19 protein-coding genes and 1 pseudogene are annotated in these 21,440 nt (G+C 69.6%); 11 read left to right on the top strand and 9 right to left on the bottom strand.

All coding sequences use genetic code 11. The annotated features are described in order from the left end of the window. Positions 1-203: 203 nt before the first annotated feature. Both ACZ7IB_RS11510 and ACZ7IB_RS11515 read left to right on the top strand, forming a co-directional pair. The gene (locus ACZ7IB_RS11510; RefSeq protein ID WP_470911563.1) at positions 204-326 is read left to right on the top strand and encodes a hypothetical protein; all 123 of its coding nucleotides are present in this window, start codon (positions 204-206) and stop codon (positions 324-326) included. A gap of 125 nt (positions 327-451) precedes the next feature. Then, positions 452-1,627 (top strand): serine hydrolase domain-containing protein, encoded by a 1,176-nt coding sequence (locus ACZ7IB_RS11515; protein ID WP_470911566.1) that lies wholly within the window; start codon positions 452-454, stop codon positions 1,625-1,627. Between the two features lie 43 nt (positions 1,628-1,670). Here the strand turns inward: ACZ7IB_RS11515 and ACZ7IB_RS11520 are convergent, their stop codons facing one another. The 3 genes from ACZ7IB_RS11520 to ACZ7IB_RS11530 are packed head-to-tail and all read right to left on the bottom strand — an operon-like array spanning position 1,671 to position 2,767. Next, entirely contained in the window at positions 1,671-2,036 is a 366-nt protein-coding gene (locus ACZ7IB_RS11520; protein ID WP_470911568.1) for a hypothetical protein, read from the bottom strand. Between the two features lie 51 nt (positions 2,037-2,087). Continuing rightward, entirely contained in the window at positions 2,088-2,486 is a 399-nt protein-coding gene (locus tag ACZ7IB_RS11525) for a PIN domain-containing protein (protein WP_470911570.1), read from the bottom strand. Beyond that, positions 2,483-2,767 (bottom strand): hypothetical protein, encoded by a 285-nt coding sequence (locus ACZ7IB_RS11530; protein ID WP_266360778.1) that lies wholly within the window; start codon positions 2,765-2,767, stop codon positions 2,483-2,485. Before ACZ7IB_RS11530 ends, ACZ7IB_RS11525 begins: the two co-directional genes overlap by 4 nt. Before the next feature lie 200 nt (positions 2,768-2,967). On the opposite strand from ACZ7IB_RS11530, the gene ACZ7IB_RS11535 reads away from it, so the two are divergent. Further along, positions 2,968-4,083 carry an ADP-ribosylglycohydrolase family protein gene (locus ACZ7IB_RS11535; protein ID WP_470911572.1) on the top strand — a complete coding sequence of 372 codons (1,116 nt, stop codon included), beginning with the start codon at positions 2,968-2,970 and terminating at the stop codon, positions 4,081-4,083. Positions 4,084-4,176: 93 nt separating this feature from the next. On the opposite strand, the gene ACZ7IB_RS11540 is transcribed toward ACZ7IB_RS11535, so the two are convergent. Together ACZ7IB_RS11540 and ACZ7IB_RS11545 are read right to left on the bottom strand one after the other, a co-directional pair. Continuing rightward, positions 4,177-5,754: a sodium:solute symporter family protein gene (locus tag ACZ7IB_RS11540; RefSeq protein ID WP_470911574.1), complete on the bottom strand. Its 1,578-nt coding sequence runs from the start codon at positions 5,752-5,754 to the stop codon at positions 4,177-4,179. A 358-nt stretch (positions 5,755-6,112) separates the two neighbouring features. After that, complete coding sequence (locus ACZ7IB_RS11545) at positions 6,113-6,895, bottom strand: SDR family oxidoreductase (RefSeq protein ID WP_470911577.1); 783 nt, start codon at positions 6,893-6,895, stop codon at positions 6,113-6,115. Positions 6,896-6,975: 80 nt separating this feature from the next. Here ACZ7IB_RS11545 and ACZ7IB_RS11550 point away from each other — a divergent pair, with 80 nt between their 5' ends. Then, positions 6,976-7,815 carry a hypothetical protein gene (locus ACZ7IB_RS11550; RefSeq protein WP_470911579.1) on the top strand — a complete coding sequence of 280 codons (840 nt, stop codon included), beginning with the start codon at positions 6,976-6,978 and terminating at the stop codon, positions 7,813-7,815. A 192-nt stretch (positions 7,816-8,007) separates the two neighbouring features. Here ACZ7IB_RS11550 and ACZ7IB_RS11555 read toward each other — a convergent pair whose 3' ends face one another. The 3 genes from ACZ7IB_RS11555 to ACZ7IB_RS11565 form a co-directional block, all read right to left on the bottom strand. Further along, positions 8,008-8,214, bottom strand: a complete 207-nt coding sequence (locus tag ACZ7IB_RS11555; RefSeq protein WP_470911581.1) for a DUF397 domain-containing protein — start codon at positions 8,212-8,214, stop codon at positions 8,008-8,010. Positions 8,215-8,438: 224 nt separating this feature from the next. Next, positions 8,439-9,308: a helix-turn-helix domain-containing protein gene (locus ACZ7IB_RS11560; protein WP_470911583.1), complete on the bottom strand. Its 870-nt coding sequence runs from the start codon at positions 9,306-9,308 to the stop codon at positions 8,439-8,441. Positions 9,309-9,573: 265 nt separating this feature from the next. After that, entirely contained in the window at positions 9,574-10,296 is a 723-nt protein-coding gene (locus ACZ7IB_RS11565; protein WP_093894223.1) for a GOLPH3/VPS74 family protein, read from the bottom strand. 194 nt (positions 10,297-10,490) lie between these two features. Here ACZ7IB_RS11565 and ACZ7IB_RS11570 point away from each other — a divergent pair, with 194 nt between their 5' ends. The 7 genes and pseudogenes from ACZ7IB_RS11570 (at position 10,491) to ACZ7IB_RS11600 (ending at position 17,283) form a co-directional block, all read left to right on the top strand. Continuing rightward, positions 10,491-12,896: a D-alanyl-D-alanine carboxypeptidase gene (locus ACZ7IB_RS11570; protein ID WP_470911585.1), complete on the top strand. Its 2,406-nt coding sequence runs from the start codon at positions 10,491-10,493 to the stop codon at positions 12,894-12,896. Between the two features lie 172 nt (positions 12,897-13,068). Next, positions 13,069-14,952 carry an MFS transporter gene (locus ACZ7IB_RS11575; protein ID WP_470911587.1) on the top strand — a complete coding sequence of 628 codons (1,884 nt, stop codon included), beginning with the start codon at positions 13,069-13,071 and terminating at the stop codon, positions 14,950-14,952. A 101-nt stretch (positions 14,953-15,053) separates the two neighbouring features. Then, positions 15,054-15,152 (top strand): annotated as a pseudogene (locus tag ACZ7IB_RS11580) (adhesin); the annotation flags it as partial. An 83-nt stretch (positions 15,153-15,235) separates the two neighbouring features. Next, a complete protein-coding gene (locus tag ACZ7IB_RS11585; protein WP_470911589.1) occupies positions 15,236-15,517 on the top strand; it encodes a hypothetical protein in 282 nt (93 codons plus the stop codon). Positions 15,518-15,708: 191 nt separating this feature from the next. Continuing rightward, positions 15,709-16,167, top strand: coding sequence for a hypothetical protein (locus ACZ7IB_RS11590; protein ID WP_470911862.1), 459 nt, complete (start codon positions 15,709-15,711; stop codon positions 16,165-16,167). Between the two features lie 44 nt (positions 16,168-16,211). Continuing rightward, positions 16,212-16,748, top strand: a complete 537-nt coding sequence (locus ACZ7IB_RS11595) for an isocitrate lyase/phosphoenolpyruvate mutase family protein (RefSeq protein ID WP_470911864.1) — start codon at positions 16,212-16,214, stop codon at positions 16,746-16,748. A gap of 46 nt (positions 16,749-16,794) precedes the next feature. Further along, positions 16,795-17,283, top strand: coding sequence for a hypothetical protein (locus tag ACZ7IB_RS11600; protein WP_470911592.1), 489 nt, complete (start codon positions 16,795-16,797; stop codon positions 17,281-17,283). A 404-nt stretch (positions 17,284-17,687) separates the two neighbouring features. Here ACZ7IB_RS11600 and ACZ7IB_RS11605 read toward each other — a convergent pair whose 3' ends face one another. Then, on the bottom strand, positions 17,688-20,828 hold the full coding sequence (locus tag ACZ7IB_RS11605; protein WP_470911594.1) for an FG-GAP-like repeat-containing protein: 3,141 nt from the start codon (positions 20,826-20,828) through the stop codon (positions 17,688-17,690). Positions 20,829-21,440: the final 612 nt, after the last annotated feature.

Here is a 21,440-nt window from a genome sequence, read left to right on the forward strand (position 1 = left end):
CCTCCCACCCTCCCCCCGCCCCCCCCTCCCCCCCCCCCCCCCCCCCCCCCCCCCCCCCCCCCCCCCCCCCCCCCCCCCCCCCCCCCCCCCCCGAAGCCGCGTACGACGCTGTACGGCGATGTGCCGCAGGAGCGGGTTGCGGCGGCTGCCGCGTCCGACGGACACCTCCCGGAGCTGCTTCCCGTGTTGTCGGACTGAGCCGTATGCCCTCGGCCCGGCCGCGCCGCCGCTCGATGCAACAGATCATCGAGGACCGCAGACGAGCATCCTTCATCGGCCGGGCAGCCGAACTCGACGGCTTCCGGCGTAACTTCTGCCTTCTCTGAGTGCACCCCGGGGGGTAGCCCTACCCGGAAGTGGGCAGGTAGCGGGATCACTTCGGGCGGCCGCACCCGGAGATGCTGGACCCGGCACACACCACGGTTGCCCTCGATCCGGCAGGAGTTGTTTCGTGCACGAGCAGACATGGCAGAGGTTCCGTTCCCGCGGCGGGAAGCAGGGCGTTCGGCGCAAGGCCGTGTCGGCCGCGGTCGCGGTGATCGCCGGCGTCATGGCGGCGGGTGCGTTGGCGCCGCCGGCGGCCTCCGCAGCGACCGGGCCGGACACCGTCCAGCAGAGCCTGAGTGCACTGGTGCGCACCGACGGCATGCCCGCCGCGCTGGCGAGCGTCAAGGACCGCGAGGGCCGCACCCGTACCTACACCGCAGGGGTGGGCGACCTGGCCACCGGCTCGAAGGTGCCCAGGGACGGTCAGGTGCGGATCGGCAGCAACACCAAGACGTTCACCGCCGTGGTCATGCTGCAGCTGGTCGGTGAGGGGAAGGTCGGCCTCGACGCCGCGATCGACACCTATCTGCCGGGCCTCGTACGCGGGGACGGGACAGACGGACGCCGCGTCACCGTCCGCCAACTCCTCCAGCACACCAGCGGACTTCCCGAGTACACCGACGATCTGGACTTCACCACTCTTCAGCACCGGTACACCGAACCCCGGGACCTTCTCGATATCGCCCTCAAGCACAAAGCCGACTTCCCCCCGGGCGCGAAATGGGAGTACAGCAACACCAACTACCTGCTGGCGGGCCTGATCATCCAGAAGGTCACGGGCCGGCCCCTCGGCGAGGAAATCACCCGGCGCGTCATCGACCGCGTCGGACTGCGCCACACGTACTTCCCCGCGCCCGGTGACATGACCATCCGCGAGCCCCACCCCAAGGGCTACTTCAGGGGTTCGGCGGACGGGCCCCTGCGCGACTACACGGAAATGGACCCCTCCTGGGGCTGGGCGGCAGGCGCGATGGTCTCCACCAACACCGACCTCAACCGGTTCTACACCGCGCTCCTCGGGGGCCGCCTCCTCCCGGCGGCCCAGCTCGCCGAGATGCGCACCACCGTCCCCGCCGACTACCTCGGCACCGGCGCCCGCTACGGACTGGGTCTGGCGAGCAGGCCGCTGTCGTGCGGCGGTGTGTACTGGGGCCACGGCGGCGACATTCCGGGATACGAGACCCGCGGCGGTGCCACCGACGACGGCCGCGCCGCCGGCGTCGCGGTGACCACCATGCCGCCCGACGAGGCAGCCATGCGGCGGGTCGAGAAGACGGTGGACGCGGCCCTCTGCCGTTGAACGGTCCGGCGCCGGGAAGGCGGCGTGCACCTCCGCGTTCGGATCAGCCGGCGGTCAGGATGCGCCAGTCGCGCGAGCCGATGTCGGCGGGTGTGCCGTCGAGAATCCGGGCCGTGCGCGTCGTGGGTTCGAGGGTGACGGTCGCGAGGCTCGCCCAGCGTTGGCCGAGCGGTCTGTCCAGGTCGGGCAGGCAGGTCACCGGCGGTTCGCCGTCCCCCGTCACGAGGCAGCCAGCGAGGTCGTCGGGCGTGGTCGGCGGTTTTGTGCGCGTGAGACGTGCGCGGACGAAGTCGTAGCGCTCGCCCGAATCGGGCTGGTAGAGCCACGTCTTCTCGTCCGCGGCCGGGATCGGTGTCAGGAAGTGGTTCGTGCGCACGAGCGTGCCGTGTTCGGGCCGCATGGCGAACACACCGACCGGGCTCAGGCGCGGACGACGGCGGGCCGGAACCAGAGCCGAGGCTCAGTGAAAGCCCAGCATGCCGGGCGAGTCGATGCCGACCGTGAGGATGCCGGGGGGATAGTCGCCCTCGCGGCCCGTCAGGATGATCGACATGCCGCCGCTTTCCTGATGCGGAGTCGCGACGTACAGCGCGTGACAGATATCGGCACTGCCCCACCCGTCCCGGACCATCCCACCGACCGTGGCCGCCGCGGTCCGATCGAGCGGATCGACCAGGACGCCTGGGAGGGCGAGCACGCTGCGCGCGAGCCCCTCGTCGTCCGCCTCGGCGTGCATGAGGCAGAGGGCGGGGATGTGCAGCCAGTCGCCCGGTGTGGCGGCGACATTGCCGGCGAGGTGGTGCAGGGCGCGATGTCCCTGTGCAAGTGCCGACACCGCGCTCGTGTCGAGGATGATCACGCGGCGGTGTTCCGTCGGGCGTGCATTTTCTCGGCTGCCATCGCATACACGTTGGCCAGGACGTCCGGCCCGTGATCGAACTCCTCATCGGTCAGGGTGCAGCCCATGCGGTCACGCAGCACTTTGCGGGTAGTGGCGACACGCTCGGCGATCTGGGCCGCGGTGGGCTGTTGGGCGGCCAGCTGATCGACGAGCTGGCCCAGGCTCAGCCCGCGTTCCTTGGCCAACTGGGCGAGGTGGTCGCGCGTCTCTTTAGGCACCTGAATGGTCGTAGTAGCCATAGATTCACTATAGAGCCACTACGGCTCACGGGTGGCTGCCGCTCCAGGACTCGGAAATCAACGGAGAACACCGTTCAAAAGTGATCGCAGGATCTACTCCGTACATACGGTTCAGCCCCACAGCTCACCGTTCCCATTCGATTACAGTGCTGCGCAGTCGCACCGGGCGGGCCGACGGCGAAAGGGGCACGGTGACCACGGTGACCACAGGGACCACAGCCGTCTGGGGCCGTGCCGAGCAGCAGGACTTCCGCAGCCGGGTGCGCGGCGCTCTGCTGGGCGGGGCCATCGGCGACGCGCTCGGCGCGGGTGTCGACGGGCTCACGCTCGAAGAGATCCGGGCCGCCCACGGCGCCGAAGCCGTCACCGACTTCGTACCCGCGCACGGCGGACGCGGCACCGTCACCGCCGTCACCCAGCTCAGCCTGTTCACCGTCGACGGGCTGATCCGCGCCCAGGTCCGCCGCGACATCGGCGCCTGGCACCCGCCCACCGATGTGCACCGGGCCCATCTGCGGTGGGCAGCCACCCAGCACGACTGGGGGCCCGACGAGCGCCGCAAGGACAACGGCTGGCTCGCCCAGCAGGAGTGGCTCTACGCCCGCCGCGCCCCCACCCGGGAATGCCTCACCGGCCTCGGCGACACCACCATGGGCACGCTCGACAAGCCCAAGAACCCCACCGCCCGGGACTCGGCGGCCCTCACCCGGTCCGCCCCGTTCGGGCTGCTCGTCGGCTGGGAGCCCCAGCTCGTCCTCCAACTGGCCGTCGAATGTGCCGCCCAGACCCACGGCCACCCCACCGCCCTGCTCTCCGCGGGCGCCCTCGCCGTCATGATGCACGGGCTGGCCCGCGGCGAGACCCTGGACGGCTCCGTCCAGCACGCCCTGGCCCTGCTCGTCGAGCGCCCGGGGCACGAACCGGTCACCGAGGCGCTGAAGCGGGCCCTCGGCACCGTACGCCAGGGCATTCCGGGACCGGCCCTGATCGAGTCGCTGGGTGCCACGGACGCCGCCGAGGAGGTCCTCGCCGTCGCCGTGTACTGCGCCCTGGTCGGCGAGGACGTGCGGCAGGGGCTGCGGCTGGCCGTCAACCACGGTGGACCTTCCGCGGCCACCGGGGCCCTGTGCGGGGCGCTGCTCGGCGCGTTGCACGGCGAGACCGCGCTGCCGCCGGCCTGGCTCGCCGAACTGGAGGGCAGGGCCACCCTGCTGGAACTCGCCGACGACTTCGCGATGGAGATGACGCAGGGCCCCGCCCTGCACAGCCCGTCGGCCGCCGCACCGGGCTGGCTGAGCCGCTATCCGCGCGGCTGAGACCCGAGAACAGGAGCAGGAGGGAGGGACGGGGTACGGACACCGCCGCGTCCGTACCCCGCCCCTCGGCCCTTGTCCGTGCAGCCGTGTGTGTCAGTCCTTCACGCCCTCCGTAACGGCGGCATCCCCGGAACCGGCCTGCGCCTGCGCCGGAACCGTCGCTCCGGCGCCCGTGCCGTCACCGTCCGAGTTGATCTGCTCGATGATCGCGTCGCGCTCCGGGGTGTCCTCCGGCTTGATGAAGCCGATCACGATGTAGAGGACCAGCGAGATCGCCAGCGGCAGCGCCACCTGGTACTGCAGCGCGACATCCGTCTTCACCGAACCGTCGAAGTTGTAGTTGGTGAAGTAGAACGCCAGCAGACCCGCCGCCCAGCTGACGAGCGCCGCTGTCGGACCCGACTTACGGAACCTGCGCAGCAGGCCCAGCATGAACGGAATCGCGATCGGGCCCATCAGACCGGCGACCCACTTGATCACGACGGAGATGATGTCCTTGAACGTCGGCGAGTTGATCTGGGTGGCCAGCGCCATCGACAGACCGAGGAAGCCGAGCGTGGACACCCGGGCCGCCAGCAGACCCGTGCGGCTGCTCCAGGTGCGGGCCGCCTTCGACAGGACCGGGGCGATGTCCCGGGTGAAGACCGCCGCGATGGCGTTGGCGTCCGAGGAGCACATGGCCATCGTGTGCGAGAAGAAGCCGACGACGACCAGGCCCAGCAGTCCGTGCGGCAGCAGCTGCTCGGTCATCAGGGCGTAGCTGTCGGAGGCGTCCGGCTTCTGCGCGTGGACCAGCAGCGGGGCGCACCACATCGGGAAGAACAGGACCGTGGGCCAGACCAGCCACAGCACGGCGGAGAGCCGGGCCGAGCGCTTGGCCGAGGCGGCGGAGTCCGTGGCCATGTAGCGCTGGGCCTGGTTCCACATGCCGCCGTTGTACTCGAAGGTCTTGATGAAGAGGTACGCCAGCAGGAAGGTCACGGTGTACGGGCCGGCCGTCGGGTTCGTGTGGCCCTCGGGCAGTTTGTCCCAGACCGTCCACAGGGTGCTGACACCGTCGAGCTTGGCCATGGCGGTGACGAGCATCGCGACGCCGGCGAAGAGCTGGATGATGAACTGCCCCAGTTCCGTGAGCGCGTCGGCCCACAGGCCGCCGACCGTGCAGTAGACGGCGGTGATGCAGCCGGTGATGAAGATGCCCTGCGTGATCGAGATGCCCGTGAAGACGGAGAGAAGGGTGGCGATGGCCGCCCACTTGGCGCCGACGTCCACGATCTTCAGCAGCAGGCCGGACCAGGCGAGCGCCTGCTGGGTCTGGATGTTGTAGCGGTTCTTCAGGTATTCGAGCGGGGACGCGACATGCAGCCGCGAGCGCAGCCGGTTGAGCCGGGGTGCGAAGAGCTGGGCGCCGATGCCGATGCCGATGGCGATCGGCAGCGACCAGGTCACGAAGGACGTGACGCCGTACTGGTACGCGATACCGGCGTAACCGGTGAACATCACCGCGCTGTAGCCGGACATGTGGTGCGAGATGCCGGACAGCCACCACGGCATCTTGCCGCCGGCCGTGAAGAAGTCGCTGACGTTGTCCACACGCTTGTGGGACCAGAGTCCGATCGCGATCATCACGCCGAAGTAGCCGATGAGCACGACCCAGTCGAGACTGTTCATGTGCCCCCTCCTGGGGTCCGCCTTGTGAACGGGTACGCACTTCGTCGGTACGGCCGTTCAGCGGGGCCCCGTGCGGGAGCGGGGACTTCGGGGATTGAACCGCCTGCCCGGTCCCCCGGTCAAGGTGTTCGCGATCAGGGATGTGAACACGGATCAGCAAGTCGAACGATTTTGCTTGTTCTTGACTCACGTGAGCGTTGTCGCGAACGTGACGGCGGCCACACGATGAGCGGGCACTTCGTCAGGCTGTGCAGAGCGTCAGGAGTACCGAGGAGCGCAGAAAGACCGCACGGGATGCGGGTCCCGTGCGGCCGAGAAGGAGGAGAACCGGCCTTGTGAACCGGCCCTGTGAACCGCCCTACCGCATCAGCTCGCCGGCATTGACCAGCAGGGACTGCCCGGTGATCGCCCGCGCCCGGTCCGAGGCCAGGAACGCGGCGGCCTCGGCCACATCGCCGTCCGTGGCAAGGTCCGGAAGCGCCATGCGTTCGGTGAGCCTGTCCAGTACCTCGGCCTCGGGCACCCCCTCGGTGTGCGCCGTGAACCGCACGTACGCCTGCACCGGCGGTCCCCACATCCAGCCGGGCAGCACCGTGTTCACCCGGATCCGGTGCGGGCCGAACTCCCGCGCCATGGAGTACATCGCCGAGGTGAGCGCCCCCTTCGAGGCCGCGTACGCCGCCTGCCGCACCTGGGACGGTGCGGCCACCGAGGACTGCGTGCCGATGACGACCACCGAGCCGCCCCGCTCCTTGAGGCCGGGCAGGCAGGCGCGGGTCATCCGTAGCGTGCCGAGCAGATTGACGTCGATGACCGACTGCCAGGTGGCGAAGTCGGCGTCCTCGATCCCGCCGAAGTAGCTGTCCCAGGCGGCGACATGGACCACCGCGTCGATCCGTCCGAACCGCTCCAGCGCCAGTGCGGCGAGCGCCTCGCACTGCGCCTCGTCCGTGATGTCGGTGGCCAGATGGGCGGTGCGCAGGCCTTCCGGGTCGATCTCCGCGGCCGACTTGGCGAGATTGGCGGCGGTGCGCGCCCCGAGCACCGCGCTGCCGCCGTCCCGTACGACCGTCGCCGCGACCTGGTGCCCGAGCCCGGCGCCCACCCCGGACACGATGACGGTCTTCCCCGCGAGCAACATCGGTGGCCTCCCGGCTCTGGCAGTTCTGCTGACGGGGCGTCAGAGTAGGACGCCGCTGCGGAGTACGGAAGGGGAACGGCATGAGCGACGAGACACGGAGTGACACCTACGCCGAACTGGCCGCGCTGGGGCCGTACGGAGTCCATCCCGGCCATGCGCTGATCACCATGGTCGAACCGCACCCCGGCCATGAGTACGCGTACAACCGCTGGTACGAAGACGATCACTACTACGCAGGCGCGATGGCGATGCCCTGGATGTTCGCCGGGCGGCGCTGGGTGGCCACCCGGGAGCTCCAGGAGTTGCGCTACCCGGAGAAGTCCGCAGTCGCCCGGCCGGTCGGCGCCGGCTGCTATCTGTCCACGTACTGGGTGACGGGCGGGCGCTACGACGACCACATGAAGTGGACCGTCGGGATCAACAAGCGGCTGAACCGGGACGGCCGGGTATACCAGGACCGCACCCATGTGTTCACGTCGTTCCAGGATCATGAGGCGACGGTCTACCGAGACGGCGCCGCGGGGCCCCGGGACTTCCACGCACTCGACCACCCCTACCGCGGGCTGGTCCTTCAGGTGATCGACGCCGAAGGGACGCGGCAGCGGGCCGAGTTGCTGGAATGGCTGCGCTCGCGGCATCTGCCGAAGCGGCTGGGCGGCTCCCCGGCGGCGATGGTGACCGTCTTCCGCCCCACGCCGCTGCCGGGCGACCGGATGGCCTATGTGAAGCAGGTCGAGGGCGTCGACACCCGGCTGACCCTGCTGTGGTTCCTTCAGGAGGACCCGCGGGACTGCTGGGACGGGCATTTCACCGGGCTCGACGCGATGGTCGAGGAGTCCGGCCTGGGGCGGGTGGAGTTGGTGGCGCCGTTCATTCCGACCGTGCCCGGCACCGATCTCCACGTCGATCAGTTGCGCTGAGCGCCCCGGATCTCCGGGGCAGGCATTTCCCGGCCGGGTGTTTCCCGGTCAAGCATTCTCCGCGTCGGACATTCTCCGGGGGCATTCTCCGGGTCGGGCATCGAGCCCCCTCGGCCAGGACGGCGGACCAGTCGAGAGGGCTACCGGCAGCACCGGAATCGGTGCTGCGATGCGAACGGCGGAAAGTATCGGTCAGGCGTCGACGGCGCCCTTGCCGACGTCACGTACGAAGGCGTTCCACGCGGCGGGGACGAACGTGATCGAAGGGCCCTCGGGGGCCTTCGAGTCGCGTACGGCAATAGCCTGCGCGAGAAGGGACTTGACTTCGACGCAGGCGCCGTTGCCCCCGGAATACGAGGACTTCGTCCACTTGTCCGTAGCACCCTGACGAATGGTCATGTTCACTCCGGTTCAGAGAGTCGTGTGAAAAACACCAACAGCGTTCCGGTTGGCGTGATCGACGCTACTCGCCAAGTCTCGTGAGTGAAGGGGTCGTTCACTCGACCGGATGGTATAAACCACCAAGGTCTTCCATTGCGGGCGGGCGGCGGTGTACCTTACCGCCGCCCCTCCCGTAACATCGCTTCATTTCCCGCATACCGGACTTTGTGGGCTGTCCGGTTTTACGCGCCCGAGCGCCCGGCGTACTCCTTCGCGATGTCGCTGATGAAGTGCCGGGTCTGCTCCACATTCAGCGCTTGTGCCCGCAGGTGCTCGTACATGACGCTGTACCGCTGCACATCATTGGCTTTCTCCAGATACAGGTCGCTGGTGACGCCCTCGATATAGACGACACTGGAGTCCGCGGCGTCCGGGAATTCCAAAATGGCGTACTGGCCGTTGATGCCGGGGTGCGCGCCCATGTCGAACGGCAGCACCTGCACGGTCACATGCGGCAGCCGCGACAGCTCGACCAGCTGCTCCAACTGCTCGATCATCACCTGCTTGCCGCCGACCAGCCGGCGCAGCGCGGACTCGTCGATCACCGCCCACAGCCGCAGCGGATGCTCCGGGGAGGTGATCCGGTCCTGGCGGCGGGCCCGGACGCTGACGCGCTTGTCGATGTCGGCGGGCGGGGCCTCCGGCAACGCGCCGTGGATCAGCGACTCGGCGTAACTCCGGGTCTGCAACAGGCCCGGGACCACCTGGGGTTCGTACACCCGCAGCGATTCGGCATCGGTCTCCAGACCGATGTAGACGCTGTACGGGATGTCGCCGAAGGCGTGCCACCAGCCCTGCTGGCGCGAGTCCTTGGCCATCTGCATGAGCGAGTCGACGATCCGGTGATCCTCGACCTCGTACACCCCGCAGAGATCACGTACATCGCGCTGGCTGATGGAGCGGCGGCCGTTCTCCAGGCGGCTGATCTTCGACTGCGAGACCAGCAGCCGCTCCGCCACCTCCTCGGCCGTCATGCCCTTGAGTTCGCGCAGTCGGCGCAATTCCTGGCCCAACCGGCGTCGTCTGACGGTGGGATTGACGTTGGACGGCACGGAAACGGCACCTCCGGCTGTGTAGCTGTGCGTATCTACTGCTGAGCAGATTGCCACCCATGCCCCCGGCCGCGCTGGGAAATGGCGACACGCAGGCGCGCGGGGCAGCCATGATTCCGGCTGCCCCGCGCTTGGTGCGGCTCCCGAACCGGGTCTTGGGGACGACGGTGCGGCGGTATTCGGTTGGTGCTGCGGTGCTGCGGTGCTGCGGTGCTGCGGTGCTGCGGTGCTGCGGTGCTGCGGTGCGTGTGGCGACGGGGCGGTCCTAGTGGGCCGCGGTGTGCGCCATGCTGCCGCGGCGTGACTGCGACTGCACTTGCGGTTGCAACGGCACTCCGGCCGCCTGGTTACGGCGCGGCTGTGCGACCGCCCCGTTCTGGACGTCCATCACGGCATGCGCCACGAGTCCGCCCATCGGGTCGTGTCTGATCAGATCCCGGAGCCGGGAGCGCGATGAACGCCCCTCGTTCCCGGGATAAAGGTGCTTGCCGAGTCCGACCGCGTGGGCCAGCGCGGCGAGCGCCGCGGTCCGCGGGTCCGGCGGTACGCCGGTGCGGATCGCACTGTCCAGCCTGGATCTGATGTCCCGGCTGATTGCCGTGTCCGTCGCCTGGTAGCGAGTCGTCGGCAGCACCCCGCACATCTGGCCCGCCACGGCATGCACCATGCCGCATCGCTCCAGATGAGCGAGGTAGATCTGGCGCAGCCCCAGCCGGGGCCCACCAATCCAGTGGACCGCCCGAACCGGGCTGCCGCGTCGGCGCAGCAGTTCCAGTGCGGAGTCCAGAGTCGGATCTCCTGTCGGCCGTGGCATCACCACGGCGATACGATCCCCGTCAGGGGCTATCCGTCCTGCCAGAGCCAGCTCCACTAGCTGAGCTCCGGCGAGGCCGAGGTCGAGCGACTGCGGCTGCGCTGTGGTACCCGTGGCCGGGTCCAGAGCGAGCAGCAGAAGCTCCTCCGGAATTGTTCTGCGGCTCCTGCCCATCCATGCCTCCCCGCGTGGATGAATGACAGGGTGACCCCTCTCACATTGGTCTGTCGAGGGCGCCTGGGGGCTTTATGCGGGAACCAGTAGGTATGTCGTTCCCGTCTTGCAACTGGGCCGGTGGTTCACACAGGACACTGGTAGATGGTTCGGACAGCGCGGGGATGTCCCCGCGCCGCATGGAGGAGGCACCGGTGGCGAGCGAGTCCCCCGACAAGCAGAAGCAACAGAAGTCGTCGGGGACGGCTCGGAGCGAGAGTGATCCGCGGCTTGGCGTCTTCCGTGAACCGTCCGCCGGGGCCGAAGCCGGCGGCGGGACGGACACGGCGACGGCCGTTTTCCGCACGGGACCGGTCCCGTCGAGCGACGGCGAGGACGGCCAGGGCCCGGAGCAGCCGGAGGCCTCCGGGGCTCAGGAAGGCTCCTCGGGCGCTGAGGGCGCTGAGGCCGCCGATGAGGCGGGGGAGGCCACCGAGGGTCCGGAGGGGGCCTCTGAGTCCTCCGACGAGTCATCCGAGGCTGCCGAGTCGCCGAAGGACGTGGAGAGCGCGGAGAGCGTGGACGTCGCCGAGTCCTCGGAGGACGTGGACGTCGTCGAGCCCGCTGATGCCGCTGCGCCCGAGGAGGGTGACGCGCGGCTGCGTACGGCGGTCGCTGCATGGGTGACGAAGGACGACGACCGGAGCGACGAGGACCCGAAGGGCGACGACGCGAAGGCCGTCACGTCCGAGGACGAGACCGCGGCCGCAGCGGATGCGGGCACCGACGCGGATACCGACGCCGTGGCGGAGGGCGTTGCGCCCGAGCCGGTCACTCCGGCCGGCGGAGCCTCGGACAAGGCGACCGCGTCGAACGATGCCGATGCCGATGCCGCAGACGAGCCGTCCGATGACGCATCCGAGGACGCGGAAGGTTCCGAAGACGCCGAAGCTTCAGAAGCCGACGCCGAGGACACCGCTGGTGCGGACAGCGAGGCGGGCACGCCGGACAAGCCGGACACTGCCGAGGACAAGCGCGGAATCGATCAGCCGACCGCCGTCTTCAGGGCGCCCGCCGCGGCCAAGGTCGATCAGCCGACGACCGCGCTGAAGGTCATCCCGCCCACCTCGAAGCCGGATTCGGACGCGGAGCCGAAGCCCGAGTCCGCCGCCGAGCGGACCAGTAAGTTCGTACCGCTGCGCGGGGACGACGTACGACCGGCGCCGACGCCCCGCAAACCCGAGGCACCGGCAGCCGCCTCGACGCCCGGCAAGCCCGGCACGCCGCCCCCTGCTCCGGCGCTCTCCACCGCCGAGCGGACCACGCAGCAGCCGATGCCGCCCAAGCCGCCGCTCGACCTGCTGGCCGAGCTGACGAACACGCCTCCGCCGCCTCAGACGCCGGTCCGCACCGCTGTCCGCCGGGTCAAGATCTGGACCCCGCTGGTCCTGCTTCTGGTGATCGCCTTTGCGATCGCGCAGATGGTGCGCCCGCTCCCGGAGCCCGAGCTCCAGATGTCGGCGAAGCCGACGTACACCTTCAAGGGCAACAAGCCGTCGCTGCCGTGGCCCGACGAGGGCCAGGGCTACATGGCGGCCACCGGACTGGGCGAGGTGGACTCGTTCGGCGAGCAGAAGGCCGTGCCGATCGGCAGCGTGGCCAAGGCGATGACCGCATACATCGTGCTCAAGGACCACCCGTTGAAGAAGGGCGAGGAGGGTCCTTCCATCAAGATCGACGCCAAGGCGGAGTCGGACGGCAAGCTGGACTCGGAGGGCGAGTCGACACTCAACACCGTCAAGGCCGGGGACAAGCTCACGGAGCAGGAGGCACTCTCCGCGATAATGATCCCCTCCGCGAACAACATCGCCAGGCTGCTGGCGCGCTGGGACGCGGGTTCCGAAGAGGCGTTCGTCAAGAAGATGAACGACACCGCCAAGTCGCTCGGCATGACGAACACCACCTACACCGATCCGTCCGGCCTCAACGCAACCACGGTGAGCTCGGCCGAGGACCAGGTGAAGCTGGGCCAGAAGTTGGTGGAGATCCCGGCGCTGATGGACATCACCAAGCTGCCGTCGTGGACCGACCCGTCGGGCAAGTTCCATCGGAACTACAACACCCTCGTTCCGTACAACGGCGCGCTCGGCATCAAGACCGGCTCCACCACCAAGGCCGGTGGCAACCTTCTCTTCGCCGCGCACAAGATGGTCGGCGACACCGACCAGCTGATCGTCGGCGCCGTGCTGGGCCAGCACAAGCCCTCGATCATCGACACCGCCAACGCGGTGAGCAAGAAAGCCATGGTCGCCACCCAGGATCTGCTGACGAGCGCCAAGGTCGTGAAGAAGGGCGATGTCGTCGGCACCGTCTCCGACGGACTGGGCGGCAGCACCCCGGTGGTCGCGACCGAGGACGTGTCGGCGGTCGGCTGGCCCGGTCTCACGGTCAAGCTCGAACTGACCGACGACGGAAAGACGATCCCGCACTCGGCGGCAGCAGGCACCCACGTCGGAACGCTCACCGTGGGCGAGGGCACCAGCCAGGTGAAGGTGGCCGTCGCGCTGCAGAGCGATCTGGCGGAGCCGACGTTCGGGGACAAGCTGACCCGGATCAGCTGACCGGCCGGATGGCCGAAACCGCCCGGTAACGGGAAGAGGGTGCCGATCCCGGCACCCTCTTCCCGACTGCCTACGTGTTAGCGTCCCGGAGCAACTCAAGGACGCTTGGAAGGCGTCCTCGCAGGCGTACGGGATACGGGCCGGCGGATACGGGGAGACGGGGAGAGCCGTAGTGACCACCGCGGAGCCGAAGCCCGGCCATGAGGCGGCCGACAGCACGGGCATGAGGGGCAGCAGCGGCAACACGCGGACAGCCGCGCCCGACCCGGACGCCCCCGAGCCAGGCACCGCCCCGTCCCGGCGGACCCGCGCCGAGCGACTGCTTCGGCATCCGGTGACGATCGCGACGGCAGCCGCCGCGGTCACCCACGTGCTCTGGTTCTTCTTCTTCGCGAACAGCGGCGGCGACCTGGCCGCCCAGGACGCCTGGGCCGAATTCGTCGGCCGGCACCCCGGTACGGCGTACAACCTCGCCTGGTACGGGGGCATGCACCCCGTCTCGTACAGCGTCGTGTCGCCGTATCTGATGTCGGTGCTCGGCGTGCGTACGACGATGATGGTCGCCGGGACCGTGTCGGCGGCGCTGACCGCGCTGATCCTGGTCCGGGTCCGGGCCGTCCGTAATCCGCTCGCCTGCTCGCTCGCCGGGGTGTTCGCGTATTTGTGCAACGCGCTGTCAGGGCGGGTGACGTTCGGGCTCGGCATGATGTTCGCGGTGGGTGCGGTGGCCGCGGTGTTCTGCTGGCCGTACCTCCGGTGCGAGCACCGGCTCCACCGGAGCAGCTGTCGCTGCGCCCCCCGTAGGAGGTGGGCGAAGGCGGCCGTCGCCGCCCCGCTCGCCGGGCTCGCGACGGCGAGCAGCCCCGTGGCCGGACTGTTCCTGGGAGTGGTCGCCGCAGCGCTCTTCCTGAACAAGCGGCGCCCCGGGGCGTACGCGCTGGGCCTGGCCCCGGTCGCGGTCGTGGCCCTGTCCGCGTGGCTGTTCCCCTTCTCCGGTACGCAGCCGATGTCGATCGCGACCCTGTCGCTGCCGTTCCTCTTCGCGGTCCTCGTCTTCGTCCTCGTACCGCGCGACTGGAAGACGGTCCGTACCGCAGCCGGCGTGTACGGCGTCGGGACGCTGCTGACCTATGTGGTCGACTCGCAGATCGGCTCGAACGTTACGCGGATGGCGATGCTGTTCGCCGGTGTGGTGCTGCTCGCCGCGCTGCCGTACACGGAGCCGCGCTCCCGGCGCTGGTACGTGCTGGTTCTCGCGTTCGTCGGGCTGAACTTCTGGATCGGCTTCAAGGGCGTCGACGACATCGTCCGGACCGCCCCCGCGGCCTCTTGGACGCGTGAGCTGGCCCCGCTGGTCAATGAGCTGCACGAGGCCGGAGCGGAGCGCGGCAGGGTCGAGGTCGTGCCCGCGAGCAGCCACCGGGAGGCGTCCGCGCTCGCGCCGTACGTCAATCTGGCCCGCGGCTGGAACCGCCAGGCGGACATGGAGCGCAACCCGCTCTTCTACGACGACACCCTGAACAGCGCCAGCTACCACGAGTGGCTCGACCGCTGGGCGGTGCACTACGTGGTGCTGCCCAGGGGGACACCGGACTCCACCGGCGCGGTGCAGGAGGCGGAGCTGGTCGACCAGGGGCTGCCGTATCTGAAGCCGGTCTGGTCGGACGCCAACTGGCGGCTCTTCGAGGTCGACAGTCCGGTGCCGCTGGCCGATCCGCCGGCCACGGTGGACCGGGCAGGCGCGGATGAGCTGACCATCCATGTGAAGACGGCCGGTCGGATCCTGATCCGTATCCCGTACTCGCGCTGGCTCGCCCTGGTCGACGACAAGGGCAAGAGCGTGGAGCGGCCGCAGGAGACCGAGGAGTCCAAGCAGCGAGAGGACGAGAGCAGCCCGCGGACGTATCTCAACACCAACGGCTGTCTGAACAAGGTCGAGGAGGACGAGGACGGCGACGAGTGGACGGAACTGCTCGCGCCGCGGCCGGGCGTGTACCGGCTGGCCGCGCCCTACCAACTGTCACCCGGCACGCCGTGCCCGGAAGAGCTGCGCTGAATTCGGCCGCCGCCGCAGCGCGGTGGTGCGAGCCGATCGTGCGCGATCCCTCCCTCCGGGCGCGATGCCCTGGCATGGTGTGCTGCCATGAGGTGCCAACCTTTGCCGTGCAGCTGATCGACCGGGGGCGGGACTGGGGCGACGAGGAGACGGTGGGCGCGCATCACGCGGCGGTACAGCTGAAGGTCTCCTGCCGCTGATCCGGTTCGGGGGTTCGGGGGTCCGGCGGCTCGATGGCCGGGAAACGCCACCGCGGGGCCGACTCTGCGTCCATAGTTGATGTATGAGCCTGACCACAGACGGAGAGCCACCCGGCCCTGTGCGGTTCTACCTGGCATGCGACCGCAGCAACTGCCGGGCACGGGCCGTGTTCGACCTGGTCATCGCGGAGCCACCGCCGGACATCGAGACCGACCTGTTCGGCCATGTGCTGCACAGCGCGACCGTTGCCTCCCCGTACATCGAGCAGCTCGGATGGATATTCATCCAGCAGGAGGGCTACTGGTGCCCGAACTGCGCCTCACCGGGCCGCCGTCCGAGGTCGAAGGACGTCACGTCGTCCTGAACCAGGGAAGGGTCCGGAACGGTTCGGCCGGGACCGAAGCCTTCCGGATCTAGCGTCGGACCATGACGGAAACGAAGCACGCACCGGACGTACTCGACGCACCCGGCGCCCCCGATATCCACGACGCCCCCGACATCCTCGAAGACGCCCCGGCGACGGACGACCGCGACCCCGCGCAGATCCTGACGGCCATGGTCGACCACGTCCTGGCCCTCGCCGCGACCTGGACCGCCTGGGACGGCCGCCCCGTCCCCGCCGACGACCGGATCTACACCCCGCACAAGGCGATCCGCCGCGTCGCCGACCACATGATCGACCATCTCGCGGAGATGGAGGCCAGGCTCGCAGGAGAGGAGACACAGCCCGACCACTGGCACGCCTCGGCGACCACCACCGAGGCGGACCTCGCCCCGTTCACCGAGGCCGACCTCGACGAGGCGCGCAGCCGGCTTACCCGGCTGGCCAGGATCTGGGCGAACCGCCTGGACGCCCTGACGCCCGACCAGCTCGACAGGTCGCCCGGAACGGGGTGGGCCTTCCGTCAACTCGCCTTCCACCTCGAGGGATCGACGTACTACGCGGACTCCGTGGGAGACCTGGCGGCGGACGGGGCATCCGGCTCCAGGCCCGACCGAACCGCGAAGCCATAACGCCCGCCCCCGCGGCAACCACCCCGGCTGCCGCCTTCGCCGCCCTGCACCGTGAGGCCGCCGCGCCGTTCCTGATCCCCAACGCGTGGGACCACGCCTCGGCATCCGCCCTCGCAGCGCAGGGCTTCCCTGCCATCGGCACGACCAGCCTCGCAGTGGCTGCCGCGGCAGGCCTGCCCGACGGCGCGGGAGCGACCCGGGCGGAGACGTTGCTGCCGGCCCGGCGGCTCGGGCCGGGCCCGTATCTGCTCTCTGTGGACGCCGAGTCAGGGTTCGGCGACGACCCCGACGAGGTGGCCGAACTGGCCCGCGAGCCGGCGGAGGCCGGGGCGGTCGGCATCAACCTGGAGGACGGCCGCCGCGACGGCACCCTCGCTCCGGTGGCCCTGCACGCGGCGAAGAGCGCGGCGGTGAAGGCCGTCGTGCCCGACCTCTTCGTCAACGCCCGTACGGACACGTACTGTGCCTGGCCCCTTCCCGTGTGGCCAGGCCGATGTGTCCCCGTAGTACTGGATCCATGCCCGGGGGCGGGCACGGCCGCTGGGGGGACTGCTGGACCCCCGCTCTGCGCCTGCCGCTAGAGTGCGATGCTTGTTCGATTCGCCGTGGGGCGGAGGGGGAGTCGCTATGAGCGCACAACTGAGAGACACCGCCGGGGAGTTGGCGGAGATATTGTGGCGGGAACACACCGTGTACCGGGAGCGGTCCGGCGGTGTGGTCATCCGGGGCGAGCATGTCCGGCGGTGGATCAGCCTCGCTCCGGCGGGCGGCCGGGACGAGGTCCTCGTACGCGCGGGGCGCATCCTGGACGGCGGCACCACCGCTCCGGCGCGTTCGGAGGCCGTGGTGCCCCTCTCCGCCGGTACAGGCGTGCTCGCCGCGACCTGCCGTCGCCTGCTCGCCGAGGCGGCGGCCGATGTGGCGCCGGTCGCGCCAGGACGGGCAGTGCCCGGGCGGTCCAAGCGGTCCAATCAGTCCAAGCGGTCCAATCAGTCCGGGAAGGCCGCGCGGCCCAAAGGCAGTGGGAAGCACACCAGTTTCGGTTCATGGGTGATCCTCGCCTGCGTCGCCGGTGTGATCGCCCTGTACGTCTACAGCACTGCGATGCACGGCTGACTGGTGCCGCATCAGCCAACGTTGGCCCTCTTCCAGGTAGGTGCTCCGAGCCGACTGGCCGACCATCTCCCTGTGCCGGCAGCCATGTTCCCCACCTTCGTTTTCGGAACATGTGGGACTCTGTTGCCGGATTCGGCTGACGTGCCGCAAGCCCGACAGCGCCTGCGGCGAAGGCGCAGGTCGACTCGGTCGTCTCCATGAATCGGGCGACAGAGTTATGCGGTGGCCGAAGAGCGTCAGGTAGTGGCCACCAGTAGATCCTCTCCGCTTGACGGGCGAAGGCCGTCGGTCCGATCGGCGAAGTAGCTTTCGGCGTGATGCCCGGGATGCCCGAGCGGCGCCGCAGATTGACGAGAAGGCGGGCACGCCGGACGTACGTCCAGCGTGCCCTACGCCTTGGCGCCCTAGCGCACGCTGGTGAAGTTCTTCCAGCCAGTGCCGATCTTGACCCCGGAGCCGATGCCGCCGGTGCCGTTGCCGGCATAGCGGTACAGGTCACCGGTCGTGGTGCGGCCGAGGATGTCGTCCTTGCCGTCGGCGGTGAGGTCGCCGATGCCGACGAAGTCGGCCATGCCGCCCCAGCCGGAGCCGATCTTCGTGCCGGAGGAGATGGTGCCCTTGCCGGTGCCGTAGTAGCGGTAGAGGTCGCCGTTGGTGGTGCGGGCGACGAGGTCGGCGTGCTTGTCGCCGTTGAGGTCCCCCGCGCCGACGATGGTCAGGTTCTTCCAGCCGGTGCCGATCCGGCCGGTGCGGGTGAAGCCGCCCGCATTGGTGCCCGCGTACAGGTACAGGTCACCGGTCGCGGTCTGCCGGGCCACCAGGTCCGGGATGCCGTCGTCGGTGAGGTCGCCCGAGTAGGTCAGGCCGTCGAAGGCCGTCCAGCCGCTGCCGATCTTCGTGTGCGGGGCGTCCGGGGTGACGACCTTGCCGCGCTCGGGGGAGTAGCGGTACAGGAGGCCGTCCTTGTCGGTGACCAGGGTGTCGTTGGCGCCGTCGCCTTCGAGGTCGCCGAAGGGGACGAGGGTGGAGGTGGTGGGCCAGGTGCCGCCGTCGGCCTTCGCCGATACCGTGCCGGAGGCGTTGCCCTGGTAGACGAGCAGGGAGCCGTTGGTGTCGCGGGCGTAGAGGTCCGGGTAGCCGTCGTCGCCGACATAGTCGCGGCGCACGGCGGCACCGCCGGTCACCGGCACCGTCCCGAGGACGGAAAGGTCCGCCTGGACACCGTCGGCGGGCTTCGCGGTAAGGGCCCAGGTGTAGGCCCCGTTCGGGACGTACTTCCCGGCCGCGTCCTTGCCGTCCCACGACGGCGCGACCAGCCCCCGGGCCTCTCCGCCGGAGAGCGTCCGTACGGTCTCCCCGGTCGCCTTGTTCTTCAGCGTCAGCGCCCACGACCCCGCCGGCTTCGACAGCCACCAACGCGGCTTCCACGCACCGGCCTTGATGTCCATGGCGGGCGTGTCGGCGTCGATGACGGCGATTTGGGAGGCCGGAACGCCGGACGGGACGATCCGCACCCGGCGATCCGCGCCCGTGTAGGCGACGTGACCGCCGAAGCGGTCGACGGTCCACCCGGAACGCCGCCCGGTCCGGTCACCGAGCTCGGCGGCGGTGGCGACCACCCGCTGGGGCAGGTCGGCCTCCTTGTCGCTGACCGGAAGTCCGTTGTGCAGGTCGACGAGGGTGAGGCCGGCCGCGTCCGAGCGGCGGACCAGGTAGCCGTCGCCGAGGAGCGTCTCGTCGGACCCGAGCTTCAGGGAACGCTTGGCCTGCCGGTCGTAGACGCCGGCGCCCTTGAAGTCGTGCCAGTAGTTGCTGCACCGCCAGTACACCCAACGGCCCACGGCCTGGAGATCACTGGGGACACAGCCCGCGTCGAAGGACTCACCGACGGCACCCGTCGAGAGGTTCTTCGCTTCCACCCGGGTCTGCACGCCCGAGCTGGTGTCGTCCCACCGGCCGAGGGCGCTCCACAGCGTGTTGCCCCAGACGGAGGCCGCGACCGGCTCCCGGTTCAGGAGCACCCTCCCGGTGTCGGCGTCCTTGAAGTGGAGGACCGCCTGCTTACCGCCCCACGCCTGGTTCACCACACCGAACCGGCCCGAGAGGTCGACGAGTTGCGGGCTGCCGAGTCCGGAGGTCACCCTCGGGCCCCACGGGGCGGCGCCGTTTTGGTAGAGCATGGTGACGTCCTGCTCGGTCGCGGCCTTGCGGCCGTGATGCCCGTCGCCGCTCGCGAACATGGACACGCAGTAGGTGCCGTAGGTGGGGCTGCAGCCGTCGTCGTCCCGGCCGGACACGGTGCCGTCGACGGTCGAGTTCAGCTCCTCCGGACGGCCGGAGGTCTTCAGCCAGGTGCTCCGGTAGCCGCCGATGGTGGTGGCGGGGTTGTAGTGCTGCGAGTCGTCGGCCGTGGTGAGGATGCCGCTGCCCAGCGAGATGCCGGCCGGCTTGGCCTCCCGGTCCTCTATGTCCGCCAGACGCTTGCGGGTGACGGTGCCGTCCGCGGCGGGGGTGAAGAGGTAGTACCCCCAGTCGAGTGCGCCGTAGGTGGTGTTCTCCTCCGCGCCGGCCACCAGGAGCGAGCCGTCGGGCGTGCGGTGCACCGAGGGGGAGGCGACGGCCAGCAGGGACTTCCAGCTCCCCGTGGCGTCGCGCAGGACGAGATCGTTGCCCCGGTACTCGCTGTCGCCGGGGTTGGGCGGGGTAACGGTGACGAAGTCGTCACCGAAGGGCCGGACGACATCGTCGTACGAGGCCACGTCCCGCAGGTCGACGGTGGTCGGCTCCGCGTCCAGGTCGCTACGGCGGTACACCTGGGCGGCGTCGCCGGACGGGGCGCCGAGGTGGAAGACGGTGTCGCGGTCGAAGGAGACGCTCTCGCCCTGCGTGGAGAGCGCCTTCACGCTGCCGGTGGCGAGGTCGACGACCCACCACCCCTGGGACATCGTGGTGCCTTCCCACTTGATGCCGCGGACAGCGACGGACCGGGCGTCGCCCTCGCTGATGGAAAGGTTCCACCCCTCCGGCAGCCCTTCCAGTTTCCGGTCCCGCACCTCGCCGTCCTCCAGGTGCAGGAGGTGCAGGCCCGTAGCGGCGTTCTCGGCACCGGTCCGGGTGATGACGGTGTCGCCGTAGGTCGCGACGTATGTCTGGCCCTCCGGGATCGGGACCGTGGTCGCCGGTCCGCTGCCGGCCCGCTGCTGGAGCGTCACGTGGGGGGACGGGGAGTCCGTGTAGAGCGCGACGGTGTCGGAGCCATGCCCGAAGCCCGACGGGTGCTGGGCGAAGCGGAACTCGTCCACGTTGTAGGCGAGCGGCTCGGGCAGCCGGTGGTCGAGGATGGTCGTCACACCGGTGGCGTAGTCGATCCAGCGGAGGCGGTCGTCACCCTCCTGGGCGGTGAGGAATCCGGTCTCACCGGCGTTCAGGACGATGGTGGCGCGGGGCACGAAGCGTGCGCCCGGGCTGATGACGACGGGATCGGCGGACGCGCCGCGGGTCTCGGCGACGGCCGTCCCCGCAGCGGTGCCTATTCCGGCGGTCATGGTAAGCGTGACGGTGAGAGCGATACGGCCGAGCGCGCGCTGCTGGCGCGTTGCCCGTCTGTTCAGCGGACGAATCACGAAAGAGCCCCTCCCCAAGGTAAGCGACGCAGGGGGGCGCCCATGGAACCGCCGCTCGTCCCCGCGCGCGAGGGCGACGGTACCAGGAAGGATCACCACACGACATCCAGTTTCGAACCTGTTCAAAGACTGGCCGTAGTCCGTCCGCGTCGGGCCACTTGCCGGACCCGCGTCGGAGGTACCCGCCGGCGGCGCGGACTTGCCAAGGATGTCGAGGCAGGGTGCTCGTCGAACGCGCAGTGGACGAAGGTAAAGGCCCCGGACCGTGATCGGTCCGGGATCTTTCGCCTGGTGCCCCGGCAGGATTCGAACCTGCGACACCCGCTTTGGGAGTTTTCCCTGATCGAGGCTGCGACCTGCGCAAATGCCAGTCGCAGTACGTCTGGCCCCGGAAAACTCCCCTCCGTGGTTCTACGTGTTCGTGGGGTTTCCCGTCCTCATGTGTGCCGAATGTGTTCCCCAGGGATGCCTTCCTGGCAGGGTGCGGATCCCCTGAAGAGAAGATCTGGCCCGAGGGCGTACGGCTGACGCTTC

This window comes from Streptomyces sp. NPDC037301 (assembly GCF_055602785.1).

Bases quoted from the DNA above. Each gene is read 5' to 3' on its own strand.
- ACZ7IB_RS11530 (WP_266360778.1), bottom strand. From the start codon at position 2,767: ATGGCTACTACGACCATTCAGGTGCCTAAAGAGACGCGCGACCACCTC.
- ACZ7IB_RS11545 (WP_470911577.1), bottom strand. From the start codon at position 6,895: ATGTTGCTCGCGGGGAAGACCGTCATCGTGTCCGGGGTGGGCGCCGGG.
- ACZ7IB_RS11565 (WP_093894223.1), bottom strand. From the start codon at position 10,296: ATGGGCAGGAGCCGCAGAACAATTCCGGAGGAGCTTCTGCTGCTCGCT.
- ACZ7IB_RS11590 (WP_470911862.1), top strand. From the start codon at position 15,709: ATGGTCGACCACGTCCTGGCCCTCGCCGCGACCTGGACCGCCTGGGAC.
- ACZ7IB_RS11605 (WP_470911594.1), bottom strand. From the start codon at position 20,828: ATGACCGCCGGAATAGGCACCGCTGCGGGGACGGCCGTCGCCGAGACC.
- ACZ7IB_RS11585 (WP_470911589.1), top strand. From the start codon at position 15,236: ATGAGCCTGACCACAGACGGAGAGCCACCCGGCCCTGTGCGGTTCTAC.
- ACZ7IB_RS11540 (WP_470911574.1), bottom strand. From the start codon at position 5,754: ATGAACAGTCTCGACTGGGTCGTGCTCATCGGCTACTTCGGCGTGATG.
- ACZ7IB_RS11600 (WP_470911592.1), top strand. From the start codon at position 16,795: ATGAGCGCACAACTGAGAGACACCGCCGGGGAGTTGGCGGAGATATTG.
- ACZ7IB_RS11510 (WP_470911563.1), top strand. From the start codon at position 204: ATGCCCTCGGCCCGGCCGCGCCGCCGCTCGATGCAACAGATCATCGAG.
- ACZ7IB_RS11555 (WP_470911581.1), bottom strand. From the start codon at position 8,214: ATGACCATTCGTCAGGGTGCTACGGACAAGTGGACGAAGTCCTCGTAT.
- ACZ7IB_RS11550 (WP_470911579.1), top strand. From the start codon at position 6,976: ATGAGCGACGAGACACGGAGTGACACCTACGCCGAACTGGCCGCGCTG.